Origin of the sequence: Enterobacter genomosp. S (assembly GCF_001631805.1) — a bacterium.
Classification (GTDB): Bacteria; Pseudomonadota; Gammaproteobacteria; order Enterobacterales; family Enterobacteriaceae; genus Enterobacter; species Enterobacter quasihormaechei.
The window spans coordinates 128,563-145,968 of record NZ_LVVA01000001.1 but is presented as its reverse complement, the minus strand read 5'-3'; the positions used below and the strand labels follow the sequence as shown (position 1 = coordinate 145,968).

At 53.6% G+C, this 17,406-nt stretch carries 21 protein-coding genes and 1 other annotated feature; of the genes, 12 read left to right on the top strand and 9 right to left on the bottom strand.

All coding sequences use genetic code 11. The features are described from left to right. Positions 1–36 precede the first annotated feature (36 nt). From tcyP to hxpB, 4 genes are all read right to left on the bottom strand, one after another. A complete protein-coding gene (tcyP, locus tag A3466_RS00740; RefSeq protein ID WP_063448987.1) occupies positions 37–1,428 on the bottom strand; it encodes a cystine/sulfocysteine:cation symporter in 1,392 nt (463 codons plus the stop codon). Between the two features lie 127 nt (positions 1,429–1,555). Beyond that, positions 1,556–2,146, bottom strand: coding sequence for a metal-dependent hydrolase (locus tag A3466_RS00735; protein WP_063448986.1), 591 nt, complete (start codon positions 2,144–2,146; stop codon positions 1,556–1,558). A 95-nt stretch (positions 2,147–2,241) separates the two neighbouring features. Then, positions 2,242–3,003, bottom strand: a complete 762-nt coding sequence (gene kduD, locus A3466_RS00730; protein ID WP_063449450.1) for a 2-dehydro-3-deoxy-D-gluconate 5-dehydrogenase KduD — start codon at positions 3,001–3,003, stop codon at positions 2,242–2,244. Positions 3,004–3,132: 129 nt separating this feature from the next. Next, a complete protein-coding gene (gene hxpB, locus A3466_RS00725) occupies positions 3,133–3,804 on the bottom strand; it encodes a hexitol phosphatase HxpB (protein WP_063448985.1) in 672 nt (223 codons plus the stop codon). A gap of 141 nt (positions 3,805–3,945) precedes the next feature. On the opposite strand from hxpB, the gene A3466_RS00720 reads away from it, so the two are divergent. Beyond that, the gene (locus A3466_RS00720) at positions 3,946–4,482 is read left to right on the top strand and encodes a YniB family protein (protein WP_063448984.1); all 537 of its coding nucleotides are present in this window, start codon (positions 3,946–3,948) and stop codon (positions 4,480–4,482) included. 33 nt (positions 4,483–4,515) lie between these two features. Here A3466_RS00720 and A3466_RS00715 read toward each other — a convergent pair whose 3' ends face one another. The 3 genes from A3466_RS00715 to pfkB form a co-directional block, all read right to left on the bottom strand. Then, positions 4,516–5,376 carry a fructosamine kinase family protein gene (locus tag A3466_RS00715; RefSeq protein WP_063448983.1) on the bottom strand — a complete coding sequence of 287 codons (861 nt, stop codon included), beginning with the start codon at positions 5,374–5,376 and terminating at the stop codon, positions 4,516–4,518. A gap of 105 nt (positions 5,377–5,481) precedes the next feature. Next, a complete protein-coding gene (ghoS, locus tag A3466_RS00710) occupies positions 5,482–5,772 on the bottom strand; it encodes a type V toxin-antitoxin system endoribonuclease antitoxin GhoS (RefSeq protein WP_063448982.1) in 291 nt (96 codons plus the stop codon). Between the two features lie 91 nt (positions 5,773–5,863). Then, positions 5,864–6,796 (bottom strand): 6-phosphofructokinase II, encoded by a 933-nt coding sequence (pfkB, locus tag A3466_RS00705; protein ID WP_063448981.1) that lies wholly within the window; start codon positions 6,794–6,796, stop codon positions 5,864–5,866. Positions 6,797–7,092: 296 nt separating this feature from the next. Between pfkB and A3466_RS00700 the strand changes: the two genes are divergently transcribed. Next, a complete protein-coding gene (locus A3466_RS00700) occupies positions 7,093–7,851 on the top strand; it encodes a DUF481 domain-containing protein (RefSeq protein ID WP_063448980.1) in 759 nt (252 codons plus the stop codon). A 263-nt stretch (positions 7,852–8,114) separates the two neighbouring features. Continuing rightward, a complete protein-coding gene (locus A3466_RS00695) occupies positions 8,115–8,348 on the top strand; it encodes a hypothetical protein (RefSeq protein ID WP_063448979.1) in 234 nt (77 codons plus the stop codon). Between the two features lie 178 nt (positions 8,349–8,526). On the opposite strand, the gene yniD is transcribed toward A3466_RS00695, so the two are convergent. Further along, on the bottom strand, positions 8,527–8,634 hold the full coding sequence (gene yniD, locus A3466_RS22960) for a small membrane protein YniD (RefSeq protein ID WP_003857815.1): 108 nt from the start codon (positions 8,632–8,634) through the stop codon (positions 8,527–8,529). A 98-nt stretch (positions 8,635–8,732) separates the two neighbouring features. Further along, positions 8,733–8,825 (bottom strand): stress response membrane protein YncL, encoded by a 93-nt coding sequence (yncL, locus tag A3466_RS21890; RefSeq protein WP_074160885.1) that lies wholly within the window; start codon positions 8,823–8,825, stop codon positions 8,733–8,735. A 322-nt stretch (positions 8,826–9,147) separates the two neighbouring features. Here yncL and thrS point away from each other — a divergent pair, with 322 nt between their 5' ends. The 9 genes from thrS to btuC all read left to right on the top strand — a co-directional run bounded on the left by thrS (position 9,148) and on the right by btuC (position 17,403). After that, positions 9,148–11,076 carry a threonine--tRNA ligase gene (gene thrS, locus A3466_RS00690; RefSeq protein ID WP_063448978.1) on the top strand — a complete coding sequence of 643 codons (1,929 nt, stop codon included), beginning with the start codon at positions 9,148–9,150 and terminating at the stop codon, positions 11,074–11,076. A 3-nt stretch (positions 11,077–11,079) separates the two neighbouring features. Beyond that, entirely contained in the window at positions 11,080–11,622 is a 543-nt protein-coding gene (gene infC / locus A3466_RS00685) for a translation initiation factor IF-3 (RefSeq protein ID WP_059287945.1), read from the top strand. A gap of 97 nt (positions 11,623–11,719) precedes the next feature. Then, positions 11,720–11,917 carry a 50S ribosomal protein L35 gene (rpmI, locus tag A3466_RS00680; protein WP_001124225.1) on the top strand — a complete coding sequence of 66 codons (198 nt, stop codon included), beginning with the start codon at positions 11,720–11,722 and terminating at the stop codon, positions 11,915–11,917. A gap of 50 nt (positions 11,918–11,967) precedes the next feature. Beyond that, positions 11,968–12,324 carry a 50S ribosomal protein L20 gene (gene rplT, locus A3466_RS00675; RefSeq protein ID WP_000124850.1) on the top strand — a complete coding sequence of 119 codons (357 nt, stop codon included), beginning with the start codon at positions 11,968–11,970 and terminating at the stop codon, positions 12,322–12,324. Positions 12,325–12,441: 117 nt separating this feature from the next. After that, positions 12,442–12,566, top strand: a sequence feature (Phe leader region). Then, positions 12,447–12,491 (top strand): pheST operon leader peptide PheM, encoded by a 45-nt coding sequence (gene pheM / locus A3466_RS23500; protein ID WP_001386830.1) that lies wholly within the window; start codon positions 12,447–12,449, stop codon positions 12,489–12,491. (Overlaps the previous feature by 45 nt.) 62 nt (positions 12,567–12,628) lie before the next feature. Next, positions 12,629–13,612, top strand: coding sequence for a phenylalanine--tRNA ligase subunit alpha (gene pheS, locus A3466_RS00670; protein WP_003857809.1), 984 nt, complete (start codon positions 12,629–12,631; stop codon positions 13,610–13,612). Between the two features lie 15 nt (positions 13,613–13,627). Continuing rightward, positions 13,628–16,015: a phenylalanine--tRNA ligase subunit beta gene (gene pheT, locus A3466_RS00665; protein WP_063448977.1), complete on the top strand. Its 2,388-nt coding sequence runs from the start codon at positions 13,628–13,630 to the stop codon at positions 16,013–16,015. Between the two features lie 4 nt (positions 16,016–16,019). After that, entirely contained in the window at positions 16,020–16,319 is a 300-nt protein-coding gene (ihfA, locus tag A3466_RS00660; protein WP_003857805.1) for an integration host factor subunit alpha, read from the top strand. A gap of 103 nt (positions 16,320–16,422) precedes the next feature. Beyond that, complete coding sequence (gene btuC, locus A3466_RS00655; protein WP_063448976.1) at positions 16,423–17,403, top strand: vitamin B12 ABC transporter permease BtuC; 981 nt, start codon at positions 16,423–16,425, stop codon at positions 17,401–17,403. The last annotated feature ends 3 nt before the right edge of the window (positions 17,404–17,406 follow it).

Sequence of the window (17,406 nt, the reverse complement as noted above, 5' to 3'; positions counted from 1 at the left end):
AACCGCCCTCAGGCGGTTTTTTTATTTCGGCAGTGATTAACGATGCGCCAGTTCGGCATCATCTTCACTGTCGAGAATCGTTTTGTCGGTCTGCTTCAGCCACTGGCTGGTCAGGGTACCGGCGGTCATTGAGCCACTCACGTTCAGCGCGGTACGACCCATGTCGATCAGCGGTTCCACAGAGATCAGCAGGGCGACCAGCGTCACCGGCAGGCCCAGCGCAGGCAGAACAATCAGCGCAGCGAAAGTCGCGCCGCCGCCCACGCCTGCAACACCGGCGGAGCTAATGGTCACGATACCGACCAGCGTCGCAATCCAGACCGGATCCAGCGGGTTAATGCCTACGGTTGGGGCAACCATCACGGCCAGCATCGCCGGGTAGAGGCCCGCACAGCCGTTCTGGCCGATGGTGGCGCCAAAGGAGGCCGAGAAGCTGGCGATAGACTCCGGCACGCCCAGACGACGGGTCTGCGCTTCGACGTTCAGCGGAATAGATGCCGCGCTGGAACGGCTGGTGAAGGCGAAGGTCAGCACCGGCCAGACTTTACGGAAGTATTTCAGCGGGCCAACGCCGTTCACCGCCAGCAGAATGCCGTGCACAACAAACATGATGCCCAGACCGAGGTACGAGGCAATCACAAAGCTGCCAAGTTTGATGATGTCTTGCAGGTTAGAACCTGCAACGACTTTGGTCATCAGCGCCAGGACACCGTACGGCGTCAGCTGCATGACCAGACGCACCAGCTTCATCACCCAGCTTTGCAGGGTATCAATGGCAGTCAGCACGCGTTCGCCTTTTGGCGCATCGTCCTTCAGCAGCTTCAGCGCCGCCACGCCCAGGAACGCCGCGAAGATCACCACGCTGATAATGGAGGTTGGGCTTGCACCGGTCAGGTCAGCAAACGGGTTCTTCGGAATGAAGGAGAGCACCATCTGCGGAACGGTCAGATCGGCCACTTTACCCACGTAGTTGGTCTGAATAGCCGTCAGACGCGCGGTTTCAGCGCTGCCCTGCACCAGACCTTCAGCGGTCAGGCCAAACAGATTGGTCACCAGCACACCCACCAGCGCCGCAATCAGCGTGGTGAAGAGCAGGGTACCAATGGTCAGGAAACTGATTTTACCCAGCTGAGACGCATTATGCAGACGGGCCACGGCGCTCAGGATAGAAGCGAATACCAGCGGCATGACGATCATTTGCAGCAGCTGTACATAGCCGTTACCGACAATGTTGAACCACTGAATAGAATCTTTCAGTACCGGGCTGTCGGAGCCGTAAATAGCGTGTAAGGCCAGGCCAAATACCACGCCCATTACCAGACCGACCAGCACCTTTTTCGCCAGGCTCCACTGTTTGTGGCGAGCCTGGGCGAGAAGCAATAGCAATACGACGAACACAACAATGTTCGCGATGAGTGGAAAATTCATCCCCGTTCTCCTGATTTATTATTCGGTCGGTTTTTACCGTACCTGTTGGCGCAAGGTTATCAGAAGTGTGATGTGGCGCTTATATCCATATGGAATGGTTTATGACAAAAGTGATTATATTGTCGGTTTAATGTTCAATCTGGTGATGAATAAAACGATTGAACTGAAATTGCAGCGAGTTAATCATCTGCGACGACCAGCGCACTGCACCATTTTCGGGCAACGTCTGCGGCATCCAGACGGCATACGCAAACAGCGCCATGCACAGCACGCGCTCCAGCTGGTTGCCCTTTTGCGGCACGAGGATCGGCAGGCGGAAACGCCAGCGGCAGGGCCAGAGCAGCGGAACGCCCGCAGGCGTCAGCATATCCGCCAGGATATGGCTCAAGTAACCGAGCACCATACCCTGAATGGCATCCGCCGGGACTATCCAGCTCTCAGGAACCTTCAGATAAAAGAGGGTTAACAGGCCAAACACGGCCAGCAGGCTGTGGGTGAACCCGCGATGACCAAAGGCTCTGGCGATGGGTTTTGAAATCCACTTCAGCCGTTGACCGAGGAAGGATTTGGGATGGTCGATGTCCGGCAACAGGCAGGTCAGTACGGCAGAAGGGACAATATGCCACCAGTCCCCCTGTGCCAGCACAGGGGTCAGTTCAGCGTTTTTAGCAAACACTGCACAGGCAAGTGAAAAAAGCAGGTGGCCTTCCGCCGTCATGATAAAACCCGGTAAACTGTCAATTCATACAGTATAGGGTTTTTATACAGTGTGCGAAAGAGGTGACGGTGTAACTCTTTGTCACAAACGCGCAGTTAGCGCGCCAGCCAGCCGCCGTCTACGGCGAGGGTATGGCCGTTGACGTAATCAGATGCTCCTGAGGCCAGAAACACCACCGGCCCCTGTAAATCCTCCGGCAGTCCCCAGCGTCCCGCCGGAATACGCTCGAGGATCGCCTGGCTGCGTTGCTCATCATCGCGAAGCTGTTGGGTGTTATTTGTCGCCATATAACCCGGGGCGATTGCGTTCACGTTAATGCCCAGCGGCGCCCATTCGTTTGCCAGCAGGCGGGTGAGCCCGAGGACGCCACTTTTCGAGGCCGTATAGGATGGCACCCGAATGCCGCCCTGAAAGGAGAGCATAGAGGCAATGTTAATGATTTTTCCGCCCTGACCCTGATCGATAAACCGTTTGGCCACCGCCTGCGAGAGGAAAAAGACCGATTTCAGATTCAGATCGATGACTTCGTCCCAGTCTTTTTCGCTAAATTCCAGTGCATCGCACCGACGAATGGTGCCGGCATTGTTGACCAGAATATCAATGCGTCCCATCTCTTTAACAGCAGTATCTACGACGCTCTGAATGTTCTCATGCTTGCCGAGATCGGCGCGGATTGCGATAAAGCGTCGTCCCAGCGCCGTGACGCGCGCTGCCGTTTCGTCAGGAACCTTGCGGTTAACACCCACGATATCGCAACCTGCCTCAGCGAGGGCAATGGCCATGCCCTGACCCAGGCCGGTATCGCATCCGGTCACCATCGCCACTTTTCCTGCCAGAGTAAAAGCATCCAGTATCATACGCGCCTCAGAAGTCAGGTTATTGTCATTCTGCACGTAAGAATAGGAGCCTGGAATGAGAAAAGCAAATAAAGTAAAACGATGTTTTAATTTTGTGATGCAGGCAGCCGAAGCTGCCTGAAAAGAGGATCACTCTCCGCGCAGATGGCGGACAGTCAGTTCTTCAAGAGACGTCAGCCTGACATCCGCGAGGGCAAAACGAGGGTCATGTCGGCTTTCTTCAGCAGGCACAACGATGGAGCGCATACGTGCGGCTTTGGACGCTATCATGCCGTTAACGGAATCTTCCAGCGCCACGCAGGTGAGCGGATCCAGCCCCAGTTTCGCGGCGCAGTTCATATACACCTGCGGGTGCGGCTTGCTGTAAGGCAGCTTTTCGGCCGAGGCCAGCGCGTCGAAGCTGTCGCGCAGCCCAAACATCGTCAGCACTTTTTCCAGCATATGCAGAGGTGAGGCGGAAGCAAGCCCCACTTTCAGTCCTTGCGCCTTGCACAGGGCGATAGCGTCATGGACTCCCGGTAACAGTGGCTTATATTCTTCAACCAGGGAGATAGCGCGGTTGATAATGCGCGCCGTGACTTCGTCGCGATCCGGTCCAACCCATGGCTGGTGGGCATACCAAAGATCGACCACCATATCGATACGCAGCCCCAGGGTATCGGGGAGTTCGTTACGACGACTGATATCGACGCCGAGGCTGGCCATCACGTCGAGTTCAGCCCGATCCCACAGGGGTTCGGAATCAATCAGCAATCCATCCATGTCAAAAATAGCGGCAAGTATCTGGCGCGGTGTCGACATTACAACTTCTCCTTATCTTAGAGGTAAGACGAACGGTGCTAAGCACAAGCAATTTAGCATATCGCATCCAAAGATCGGGCGAAAATGACCGACAGCAGGTAGACTTAGGCACAAATAACGCGTCTTTATTAAGAGGAACTGATGACGTATCAACAAGCTGGACGCATTGCGATCTTAAAACGTATTGCTGGTTGGGTTATTTTCATTCCCGCCCTGATTTCAACGCTGATTTCCGTACTCAAATTTATGTACGATCACAGCGAAAAACAGCCGGGCATCAATGCCGTCATGCTTGATTTTGCCCACGTTATGATTGAGATGATGCGGTTTAATACCCCGTTCCTGAACGTGTTCTGGTTTAACTCGCCCACACCGGATTTTCACCACCAGCTTAACGTTGGCTTCTGGATAATCTATGCGCTGATCTTTATCGCAATGGCGTTGCAGGCCTCCGGCGCACGCATGAGTCGACAGACCCGTTTTTTACGTGAAGGGGTGGAAGACCAGATGATCCTTGAGAAGGCGAAAGGCCCTGAGGGAATGACCCGCGAGCAGATCGAATCGCGCATTGTCGTTCCGCGCCATACCATCTTAGTGCAGATTTTCCCGCTCTACGTTCTGCCGGTCATTATCATTGTGGCCGGGTATTTCTTCTTTACCCTGCTCGGCTTCCTGTAAATGCTGAAGGGGGCGTGTTGCGCCCCCCTTACGTTATGCCGCCAGAATGCGGTCCAGCGCACGCTGGGCGTTGACCAGATGGTTTCCGCCAAACAGGATGGCCCGGTTGAGCAGGGTGTATAGCTGATACACCGGCTGGCGTTCGAGAAAGTCAGGTGGCAAAGGCGAGACCGACTGGTAGCCATCATAAATTTGTGGCGGTTGTTCAGGGTGCAGCGGCAGCATCGCGAGGTCGCACTCTCTGTCACCCCAGTAGCAGGCCGGGTCAAATATATAGGGACCATCAGGCCCAAGCGCACAGTTATCCGACCATAAATCCCCGTGCAGAAGGGAAGCCTGAGGCTGATGTGAGGCCAGGCGCTGCTGGACGTGTTCAACAATCGCATCGATGTTGCCGAACGCCAGCCCCTTTTCAGCGGCCAGCTCCAGCTGCCAGCCAATTCGCTGCTCGGCGAAAAATGTCGACCAGCGGCGCTGCCACGCGTTTGGCTGCGGCGTGGTGGAGAGGTCGTTATCAAAATCGAGCCCGAACTGTGGCTGATCGCTCCACTGATGCAGGCGGGCAATCTGTTGACCAAGGATAAAGGCGTTGTGGGCATCCAGAGGGCGCGCGGGAAGATAGTTCATCACCAGAAAGCTGTAGTCGCGATCGCTGCCGACGGCTAAAACCTGCGGAACGGTGACGGTTTTACTGCGCGATAACAGCTCAAGCTGATCGGCTTCAGCAGTAAAAATGGGAAGCAATTCGCGTTCATCACATTTCACGAAAAGATCGCGCCCGGCGTAGCGTAAATGCCATGCGGCATGGATCTCTCCGCCTGGCAGTTCGTTACGCAGTTCAATTTCACCTTCACCCAGTTGCTCACTTAAAAGATGACTGATAGCCTGCCACATGATGTCTCTCCCATGTTGTCTGCCAGATCATAAAGTTAGCGCAAAACGGCAATAAAAAAACAGGAACTAACGCACAACTGAGCGGTTTAATTTTATACAGGGCACTTATTGTTCTTTTTTGTGCCAGTTTTCCCAGCTATCGACCTCAATTTCTGTCGCTTTGTCAGTCACGCTTTCCACCAGGCTGCTGGCCAGCGCCTTGACCTCTTCCTGACTTAGCGGGCTGATCAGGCCAAAAGCCAGCGAGCCGAGGTCGTGGATATTGCCTTCATCGTCGGTCAGCGTGAGCAGAAAATTTGCCCGCGTGAAAGCGTTGTTAAGTTCATTCAGCTCGGTCAGCGACGCCTCATGAATATTGACAGTTACGACGTAGCGGGTGATATCACCACTGCTCATAATGCACCTCGTTGTTATCCTGAAAGTTTTCTTAGCATAGTCGATAAGCGCTATTTAGCGACTTCCCCCTCCACAGGAGGGGGAAGAACGTTTAGCTTCTCGCCAGGTAATCGACAATTTTTTGGGTATCCGCAAGCGAGCACAGCCGCGTTCCCTGATTGATGGTGGCCGCGCTCCCTGCCGCGACGCCATAGCGAGCCATCTCCAGAAGCGAAGCGCCTTGCGCCAGCTTCAGCACCATCGCGCCAACCATACTGTCACCTGCACCTACGGTGCTCTGGCTTTTCATCGGTGGTGGAACGACCTGCACACAGCCCGTCTTGTCGACGGCCAGCGCACCCTGAGGACCGAGAGAGACCACCACGCGATGCGCTTTGCCCGTGCGTACCAGTTCTTCTGCGGCAGTACGCACGTCATCGGGCTGGTTGAGCTCGCGATTGACAAGCGCACTCAGCTCTTTCTGGTTAGGTTTCACGAGCTCAAGTTGCCCGGGTTCTAACGCTGCCTTCAGGGCTTCGCCTGAGCTATCAACAATGCAGCGGATGCCGCGCTGGAGCACCGCCTGAACCAGCGCCGTCAGCTTTTCTGTTTCAATGCCCGGCGGCAGGCTACCGCTGATGACAAGCAATGAGCCGCTTTCAATGGTCAGCACTTTCTCTTCCAGTTGACGAAACTCATCATCGCTCAGCTTTGCCCCCGGCATCACAAAACGATACTGTTCGCCGCTCGATTCCACATGAACGTGCAGGTTCTGCCGGGTCCAGTCTCTGGCGTCTACCGTGTCTACCGCAACCTGTTCATCTGCCAGCAACGCAACCAGATGTTCGCCCGTGGCGCCGCCAGCAGGGAAGATGGCGGTTGCTTTTCCGCCGAGGTGGGTAATGGCGCGCGCCACGTTAATACCACCGCCGCCGGGTTCAAATACCGGCGCGCTACAGCGCAGCTTACCTTCCGGGTAAATTTGCGGCGTCATGGTCGCGGAGTCGAGGGAAGGGGAGAGCGTCAGCGTGTAAATCGAAGCCATCATGACCTCCTTTTAGCATGGGTTCTTTTAAGCCTGGCACCGTTTGGCAGGAAGGCAACGTAAATAACAGTATGATTTTAAAAATGAATGCTGACAAATAACCTGCGCAGGACATATAAAATAAAACGCGTTTTGGGATCGTTCTTATTCAAAAAATGAAAGAAGAAATTATTGCTATGTTATTTGCGGCTTTTTATAATTTGTTACCTTTCTATGGTCGCCTTGTCATTGATCCGCAAGAAAGTTTCCGAGACCGTGACGGTCTCTTTTTATGTTGTACGGACTCCTTAAATATAATGAAGCTTTTGAAGACAGTACCCGCAGCACTGATGCTGGCGGGTGGCGTATTTGCGTCACTGAACGCAACCGCCGATGATACCGTTTTTACTGTCATGGACGACCCCTCCACTGCCAAAAAACCCTTTGAAGGTAACCTGAATGCCGGGTATCTGGCGCAATCCGGTAACACGAAAAGCTCCTCCCTGACCGCAGACAGCACCCTGACCTGGTACGGCAATACCACGGCCTGGTCGCTGTGGGGAAATGCCAGCAACACGTCTGCTAACGATGAACGCTCCTCGGAGAAATATGCGGTAGGCGGACGTAGCCGTTACAACATGACCGATTATGACTACCTGTTCGGGCAGGCAAGCTGGCTGACTGACCGCTTCAACGGCTATCGCCAGCGCGATGTCGTGACGGCGGGTTATGGTCGTCAGTTCCTGAATGGGCCGGTGCACAGCCTCCGTTTTGAATTCGGTCCGGGTGTGCGTTACGACGAGTACACCAACGGCGAAGATGAAACCCAGCCGCTGGGTTATGCATCGGGCACCTACGCATGGCAGATGACCGACAACGCTAAATTCACCCAGGGCGTGTCGGTGTTTGGTGCAGAAGATACCACCCTGAACTCTGAAAGCGCGTTGAACGTGGCCATCAACGAACACTTTGGACTCAAGGTGGCGTACAACGTAACCTGGAACTCATCCCCCCCTGATTCTGCGCCGGAACATACCGATCGCAGAACCACGATTTCTTTAGGTTATAAAATGTAATTCCGTCGGGCTGAGATTCTTCTCGGCCCGTTTTTTATTTTTTGAAACTGTGCGTAATTATATTAAATGGCGTTTTAAAAATAACAGAATGCGTCCTCTTCATCCTTTCTCCATAATTAGGCGCGCACGGCTTATTCAGTTTATTTGACACGAATTGATAAATATTTTGACTAGGAAAAAGTGTGATCCAGATCTACACTTACGCCACAGGCAAAAAATCGCCTCAGGCTTTTTCTGCATTAATTTAGTATGAGAATAAAATTATGAAAACAATCAAAACTGCTACAGCAGCGATGGTGCTTTCCGCACTTTCATTTGGCGTCTTTGCTGCTGATAATATGACGCAACCTGCCAGTGACGCTAACAGCCAAATCGGAATTACCAACGCCTCTGATGTTGAAGCGGGCTCTAACATTGCCCCTGGCTCCCAGTCAACCGGCCAGTCAATGAACGATGCGTTTGATGTGCATAAGCTGGTAGCGGGTGAGTGGTCCTGATAAATTAACTGCCACGTTGTGATGGAATATAAACGCTATGACAACCTGTCGAAAACCGGATAATGATGTACCGGTTTTTCACAATCCGGTGGCGTAAAGCGAGTTAAAGATTATTCAATAAATTAACGGCACGTTTACGCTGACCTCAGCACTAATGACTTCCCTTTCTGACAATACATTAACCCCAAATCATTGCAGCCCAGCGCAGCAGCAACATCGCGCCGCAAATAGCAATTAATACCACGACCATTTTCCAGTGCTTAACGGCAAATCTTTTTGTTGGCATAACCTAATCCTTGTCAGTTGATACCCTTAGTGTACCAAAGTCTGCGCCAGAAAGCGCTTTACCCGGGACAACAGGTTATGCCAGAACACCGGTTCGGCTCAAAACCACTGGAATCTGTTGGCCAGAATCAAAACCAGGCCAGCCGCGGAAAGTAGATTCAATATCACAACGGTTCTGCTGGATACGTTCACGTGATACCCCTTCGATGTTTAAGGATCAGATCAAGAATAGCTCAGCACTTTTGGATTGCGAGCCTCCGTCAGCAAAAGTTCATGAACGCATATAAAAGGATGAGCGGTTCAAAACGGTCGCAGAGGATGCATTCGCCCTTTCAATAGTGTTACCATTAGGCTGCTTGCCGTATATTCGCCTTTGTCTGATTTCGGCTGGCAGAGGATGACGAACCAATTTGACGATTGTTGGTCAGATGGTTCCTAATCTACTGTTTAATCACGATTATTTTCTTTGTATATGCTCTTATGTGTGGGGCATCACTGCAAATAAGGATATAAAATGCCTGTAATTACTCTTCCTGATGGCAGCCAACGCCATTTCGACCACGCTGTAAGCCCAATGGATGTAGCCCTGGACATCGGTCCTGGACTCGCAAAAGCAACCATTGCAGGCCGCGTAAACGGTGAGCTGGTAGATGCGTCTGATGTTATTGAAAACGATGCGACGCTCTCAATCATCACCGCGAAAGACGAAGAAGGTCTGGAGATCATTCGTCACTCCTGCGCGCACCTGTTAGGTCATGCTATCAAGCAGCTGTGGCCAAACACCAAAATGGCGATCGGCCCGGTTATCGACAACGGTTTCTACTACGACGTTGACCTTGACCACACCCTGACCCAGGAAGATATCGACGCGCTCGAAAAACGTATGCACGAGCTCGCCGAAACTAACTATGACGTCATCAAGAAGAAAGTCAGCTGGCACGAAGCGCGTGAAACCTTCGTGAAGCGCGGCGAGAGCTATAAAGTCTCGATTCTTGACGAAAACATTTCGCATGATGACAAGCCTGGCTTGTACCATCACGAAGAATACGTCGACATGTGCCGTGGACCGCACGTGCCGAATATGCGCTTCTGTCATCACTTTAAGCTGATGAAAATCGCAGGCGCCTACTGGCGTGGCGACAGCAACAACAAGATGTTGCAGCGCATCTATGGTACCGCGTGGGCCGATAAAAAAGCCCTGAACGCGTACCTGCAACGCCTGGAAGAGGCGGCTAAACGTGACCACCGTAAAATCGGTAAGCAGCTTGACCTGTATCATATGCAGGAAGAAGCGCCGGGGATGGTGTTCTGGCATAACGACGGCTGGACTATCTTCCGTGAACTGGAAACGTTCGTACGCTCCAAGCTGAAAGAGTACCAGTATCAGGAAGTGAAAGGCCCGTTCATGATGGACCGTGTGCTGTGGGAAAAAACCGGCCACTGGGACAACTATAAAGATGCGATGTTCACCACCTCGTCTGAGAACCGTGAATACTGCATCAAGCCAATGAACTGCCCGGGCCACGTTCAGATCTTTAACCAGGGTCTGAAATCCTACCGCGATCTGCCGCTGCGTATGGCCGAGTTCGGTAGCTGCCACCGTAACGAACCATCAGGTGCGCTGCACGGTCTGATGCGCGTTCGTGGCTTTACTCAGGATGATGCGCATATCTTCTGTACTGAAGATCAGGTACGTGATGAAGTTAACGCCTGTATTCGTATGGTCTACGATATGTACAGCACCTTTGGCTTCGAGAAGATCGTGGTCAAACTCTCAACGCGTCCGGAAAAACGTATCGGCAGCGATGAGACATGGGATCGCGCAGAAGCGGATCTCGCCGTGGCGCTGGAAGAGAATGGGATTCCATTTGAATACCAGCTGGGCGAGGGCGCATTCTACGGTCCGAAAATTGAATTTACCCTGTATGACTGCCTCGATCGCGCATGGCAGTGCGGAACGGTACAGCTGGACTTCTCCCTGCCGCAGCGTTTAAGCGCCTCTTATGTTGGCGAAGATAACGAGCGTCAGGTGCCGGTCATGATTCACCGTGCTATTCTCGGTTCACTGGAGCGCTTCATCGGCATCCTGACCGAAGAGTTCGCGGGCTTCTTCCCAACCTGGCTTGCGCCAGTGCAGGTGGTGGTGATGAACATTACCGATTCTCAGGCGGATTACGTTAAAGAATTGACGCAGAAACTACAAAATGCGGGCATTCGCGTAAAAGCAGACTTGAGAAATGAGAAGATTGGCTTTAAAATCCGCGAGCACACTTTACGTCGTGTCCCGTATATGTTGGTCTGTGGTGATAAAGAGGTGGAAGCAGGCAAAGTTGCCGTTCGCACCCGCCGTGGTAAAGACCTGGGGAGCCTGGACGTAAGTGAAGTGATTGAGAAGCTGCAACAAGAGATTCGCAGCCGCAGTCTTCAACAACTGGAGGAATAAGGTATTAAAGGCGGAAAACGAGTTCAAACGGCACGTCCGAATCGTATCAATGGCGAGATTCGCGCCCAGGAAGTTCGCTTAACAGGTCTGGAAGGCGAGCAGCTGGGGATTGTGAGTCTGAGAGAAGCGATCGAAAAGGCTGAAGAAGCTGGAGTAGATTTAGTTGAAATCAGCCCTAACGCCGAACCGCCAGTTTGTCGTATCATGGACTACGGCAAGTTCCTTTATGAAAAGAGTAAGTCTTCTAAGGAACAGAAGAAGAAGCAAAAAGTTATCCAGGTTAAGGAAATTAAATTCCGTCCTGGTACCGACGATGGCGATTATCAGGTAAAACTCCGCAGCCTGATTCGCTTTCTGGAAGATGGCGATAAGGCCAAGATCACGCTGCGTTTCCGCGGTCGTGAGATGGCCCACCAACAGATTGGTATGGAAGTGCTTAACCGCGTCCGTGAAGATCTGAGTGAACTGGCAGTAGTCGAATCCTTCCCTACGAAGATCGAAGGCCGCCAGATGATCATGGTGCTCGCTCCTAAGAAGAAACAGTAAGGCCTTCAAGCAGCAGAATCTGTGGAGCCTTCGGGCCCCATAGGTTTTGTTCGCCTATGTTTCGTTTATTTAACAATGCGAAGTGGAAGTTATTAAAATGCCAAAAATTAAGACCGTACGCGGTGCTGCTAAGCGCTTCAAAAAAACCGGTAAAGGTGGTTTTAAGCACAAGCACGCTAACCTGCGTCACATTCTGACTAAGAAAGCTACCAAGCGTAAACGTCACCTGCGTCCAAAAGCCATGGTTTCTAAAGGCGATCTGGGCCTGGTCATCGCGTGCCTGCCGTACGCATAAGTCGTTAACGTTTAACTTTTTTAACTTAGAATAGATACAGGAGAGCACACATGGCTCGCGTAAAACGTGGTGTAATTGCACGTGCACGTCACAAGAAAATTTTGAAACAAGCTAAAGGCTACTACGGTGCGCGTTCACGCGTATACCGCGTTGCCTTCCAGGCTGTTATCAAAGCAGGTCAGTACGCTTACCGTGACCGTCGTCAGCGTAAGCGTCAGTTCCGTCAACTGTGGATTGCGCGTATCAACGCAGCAGCACGTCAGAACGGTATTTCTTACAGCAAATTCATCAACGGCCTGAAAAAAGCCTCTGTTGAAATCGACCGTAAGATCCTGGCTGACATCGCAGTATTCGACAAAGTAGCGTTCACCGCTCTGGTCGAAAAAGCGAAAGCAGCACTGGCATAAGCCAGTTGAAAGAGGAGGCTTTGCCTCCTCTTTTCATTCAACACCATCAGAAGATTGACATTTATCCGTGCAGGCTTTTCAATAAGGTCTCAACGGTTTTTACCCTACAAGGTAACGCAAGCATGAATGCTGCTATTTTCCGCTTCTTCTTTTACTTTAGCACCTGACATCAGGAGGCTAGCGCGTGAAAGATGAAACGAAAAACAGCGCCAGATAAGCCTCCCGATGGAGGCTTTTTTTGTGCCTGAATTTGAGAGAATACGTCCAACAATTCGGTGTCTGCACCGACATAATGAGGAAAACCATGTCACATCTCGCAGAGCTGGTTGCCAGTGCAACGGCCGCCATTAACCAGGCCTCAGATGTTGCCGCGTTAGACAATGTCCGCGTCGAATATCTGGGCAAGAAAGGGCATTTGACCCTTCAGATGACTACCCTGCGTGAACTTCCAGCAGAGGAACGCCCGGCAGCAGGTGCAGTGATTAACGAAGCCAAAGAACAGGTACAGCAGGCGCTGAACGCCCGTAAAGCCGAGCTGGAAAGCGCCGTACTGAATGCGCGTCTGGCAGCAGAAACCATCGACGTTTCTCTGCCGGGGCGTCGTATTGAAAACGGCGGCCTGCATCCGGTGACCCGCACCATCGATCGTATTGAAAGTTTCTTCGGTGAGCTCGGCTTTACCGTGGCGACTGGCCCGGAAATCGAAGATGATTACCACAACTTCGATGCCCTGAATATTCCTGGCCATCATCCGGCACGTGCTGACCACGACACTTTCTGGTTCGACGCCACCCGTCTGCTGCGTACCCAGACCTCCGGCGTTCAGATCCGCACCATGAAGGAACAAGAACCGCCTATCCGCATCATCGCGCCGGGCCGCGTATACCGTAACGACTACGATCAGACGCACACCCCAATGTTCCACCAGATGGAAGGCCTGATTGTTGATAAAAACATCAGCTTTACCAACCTGAAAGGCACGCTGCACGATTTCCTGAACAACTTCTTTGAGGAAGATTTGCAGGTTCGCTTCCGTCCGTCCTACTTCCCGTTCACCGAACCGTCTGCGGAAGTTGACGTGATGGGGAAAAACGGCAAATGGCTGGAAGTGCTGGGCTGCGGCATGGTGCATCCAAACGTGCTGCGCAACGTGGGTATCGATCCGGAAGTGTATTCCGGCTTTGCGTTCGGTATGGGCATGGAGCGTCTGACCATGCTGCGCTACGGCGTAACCGACTTACGTGCGTTCTTCGAAAACGATCTGCGTTTCCTCAAACAGTTTAAATAAGGGCAGGACAGAACAATGAAATTCAGTGAACTGTGGTTACGCGAATGGGTTAACACCACGCTGGACAGCGAAGCGCTTTCCAACCAGATCACCATGGCGGGCCTGGAAGTTGATGGCGTAGAGCCCGTATCTGGCGCTTTCACCGGCGTAGTAGTAGGTGAAGTGGTGGAGTGCGGCCAGCATCCTAACGCCGACAAACTGCGCGTAACAAAAGTGAACGTGGGCGGTGACCGTCTGCTGGATATCGTCTGCGGCGCACCAAACTGCCGTCAGGGGCTGAAGGTGGCTGTGGCGACCGTGGGTGCGGTACTGCCGGGCGATTTCAAAATCAAAGCCGCTAAACTGCGCGGTGAGCCGTCTGAAGGCATGCTGTGCTCCTTCTCCGAGCTGGGTATTTCCGACGATCACAACGGCATCATCGAGCTGCCGCTGGATGCGCCGATTGGCACTGACATCCGCGAATACCTGAAGCTTGATGATAACACCATCGAAATCAGCGTGACGCCTAACCGTGCCGACTGCCTGGGCATCATCGGCGTGGCCCGCGACGTGGCCGTGCTGAACCAGACCGAGCTGAACGTGCCGGAGATCGCGCCGGTTGAAGCCACCATCAGCGACACGCTGCCAATTCAGGTTGACGCCGTTGACGCCTGTCCGCGCTACCTGGGCCGCGTGGTGAAAGGCATTAACGTTAAAGCGCCAACCCCACTGTGGATGAAAGAGAAACTGCGTCGCTGCGGTATCCGTTCTATCGACGCGGTGGTTGACGTCACTAACTACGTTCTGCTGGAGCTGGGCCAGCCAATGCACGCGTTCGATAAAGATCGTATCGAAGGCGGTATTGTGGTGCGCATGGCGAAAGAGGGCGAAACCCTGGTGCTGCTGGACGGCAGCGAAGCGAAGCTGAACGCCGACACCCTGGTGATTGCTGACCACAGCAAAGCGCTGGCGATGGGCGGTATCTTCGGTGGGGAGCACTCTGGCGTCAATGACGAGACGCAAAACGTCCTGCTGGAATGCGCGTTCTTCAGCCCACTCTCCATTACTGGCCGCGCGCGTCGTCACGGCCTGCACACTGACGCCTCTCACCGCTATGAGCGTGGCGTAGATCCTGCTCTGCAATACAAAGCGATGGAGCGTGCGACCCGCCTGCTGATCGACATCTGCGGCGGTGACGCCGGTCCGGTTATCGATGTGACCAACGACGCGACGCTGCCGAAGCGTGCGACCATTACCCTGCGCCGCAGCAAGCTGGATCGCCTGATTGGTCATCACGTTGCCGATGCGCAGGTGACCGACATTCTGACGCGTCTGGGCTGTGAAGTGACAGAAGGTCAGGACGAGTGGAAAGCCGTTGCGCCATCCTGGCGTTTCGACATGGAGATCGAAGAAGATCTGGTGGAAGAAGTGGCCCGCGTTTACGGCTACAACAACATCCCTGACGAGCCGGTGCAGGCGGGTCTGGTGATGGGCAGCCATCGTGAAGCCGACCTGTCTCTGAAGCGTGTGAAAACCATGCTGAACGACAAAGGCTACCAGGAAGTGATCACCTACAGCTTCGTTGATCCTAAGCTGCAACAGCTGATCCACCCGGGTCAGGAAGCCCTGATCCTGCCAAGTCCTATTTCCAGCGAGATGTCAGCGATGCGTCTGTCCCTGTGGACCGGCCTGCTGGGCACTGTCGTTTATAACCAGAACCGTCAGCAAAACCGCGTGCGTATTTTCGAAAGCGGCTTGCGCTTTGTACCGGATACTCAGGCGAATTTAGGCATCCGTCAGGATCTCATGCTGGCGGGCGCCATCAGCGGTAACCGCTATGAAGAGCACTGGGACCTGGCAAAAGGGACGGTTGATTTCTACGATATGAAAGGCGATCTGGAAGCTATTCTCGATCTGACCGGTAAATTATCCGAAATTGAATTCCGTGCAGAAGCGATTCCGGCCCTGCATCCGGGCCAGAGTGCGGCGATTTATTTAGACGGCAAACGCGTTGGTTTCATTGGCGTTGTTCACCCAGAGCTGGAACGTAAGCTGGACCTGAATGGCCGTACCATCGTGTTCGAGCTGGAGTGGAGCCCGGTTGCAGACCGCGTGATTCCTCAGGCGCAGGACATCTCTCGCTTCCCTGCAAACCGCCGTGATATCGCGGTTGTGGTCGCCGAAAATGTGCCCGCAGCAGATATTTTGGCCGAATGTAAGAAAGTTGGCGTAAATCAGGTAGTTGGCGTAAACTTATTTGACGTGTACCGCGGCAAGGGCGTAGCAGAAGGTTTCAAGAGCCTCGCTATTAGCCTTATCCTTCAGGATACCAGCCGTACACTCGAAGAAGAGGAGATTGCCGCTACCGTCGCCAAATGTGTAGAGGCATTAAAAGAGCGATTCCAGGCATCATTGAGGGATTGAACCTATGGCGCTTACAAAAGCTGAAATGTCAGAATATCTGTTTGATAAGCTTGGGCTTAGCAAACGGGATGCTAAAGAGCTGGTAGAGCTGTTTTTCGAAGAGATCCGTCGTGCTCTGGAAAATGGTGAGCAGGTAAAACTCTCCGGCTTTGGCAATTTTGATTTGCGAGACAAAAACCAACGTCCGGGCCGTAACCCGAAGACGGGGGAAGATATTCCCATTACAGCCCGCCGCGTGGTGACCTTCAGACCCGGACAGAAGTTAAAAAGCCGTGTCGAAAACGCAACGCCCAAAGCAGAGTAATATGAACTAACTAAAAAGGCCGCTCACGCGGCCTTTTTTCTTTGCGCTATTTGCCAAACCCGCCGTAAAATCAATGATATCTCAACCGGATAACCTATCGTCTATGCTTGATCTTGCCCGTCGCCAGCACCGCTCCGATCTCCGCCGCCTGTGTCTGCTCGGGGTGCTGTTGCTTGTCGCCACCACGGTCAGCCTGTGTGCAGGCGATCGGTGGCTGGGGCCGGCAAGCTGGTTTACGCCTGAGGGACAAATCTTTGTCTGGCAGATCCGCCTGCCGCGGACGCTGGCGGTCCTTTTAGTCGGCGCTGCCCTGGCGCTGTGCGGCACGATCATGCAGGCACTGTTTGAAAACCCGCTGGCGGAACCCGGTCTTCTGGGGGTGTCGAATGGCGCAGGCGTCGGGCTAATCGCCGCCGTGATGCTGGGAGGAGGCGAGCTCTCCGCCGGGGGGATTAGCCTCAGTGCCATTGTTGGCGCGCTGTTGATAACCCTCATCCTGCTGCGCTTTGCCCGACGCCACTTATCCACCAGCCGGCTGCTGCTTGCCGGGGTGGCGTTAGGGATCATCTGTAGTGCGTTGATGACCTGGGCCGTCTACTTCTCCACCTCTTTTGATCTGCGCCAGCTGATGTACTGGATGATGGGGGGCTTTGGGGGCGTTGACTGGCGTCAGGGGTGGCTGATGCTGCTCCTGCTCCCGGTCATTCTGTGGACGGCATTCCAGGCGCAGCCGCTGAATATGCTCGCGCTGGGCGAAACGTCTGCTCGCCAGCTCGGAATGCCGATTGGGTTCTGGCGCAACGTGCTGGTTATCGCCATCGGCTGGATGGTGGGCGTAAGCGTGGCGCTGGCGGGCGCGATTGGCTTTATTGGGCTGGTGATACCGCATATGCTGCGTCTGTGCGGCATTACGGACCATCGAACCCTGCTCCCGGCCACGGCGATTGCCGGGGCGGCAACGCTGCTGATTGCCGATATCATCGCCCGGCTCGCTCTGACCGCCGCAGAGCTGCCCATTGGCGTGGTGACCGCGACGCTGGGCGCGCCGGTCTTTATCTGGCTATTATTGAAAGCTGGACGTTAACAC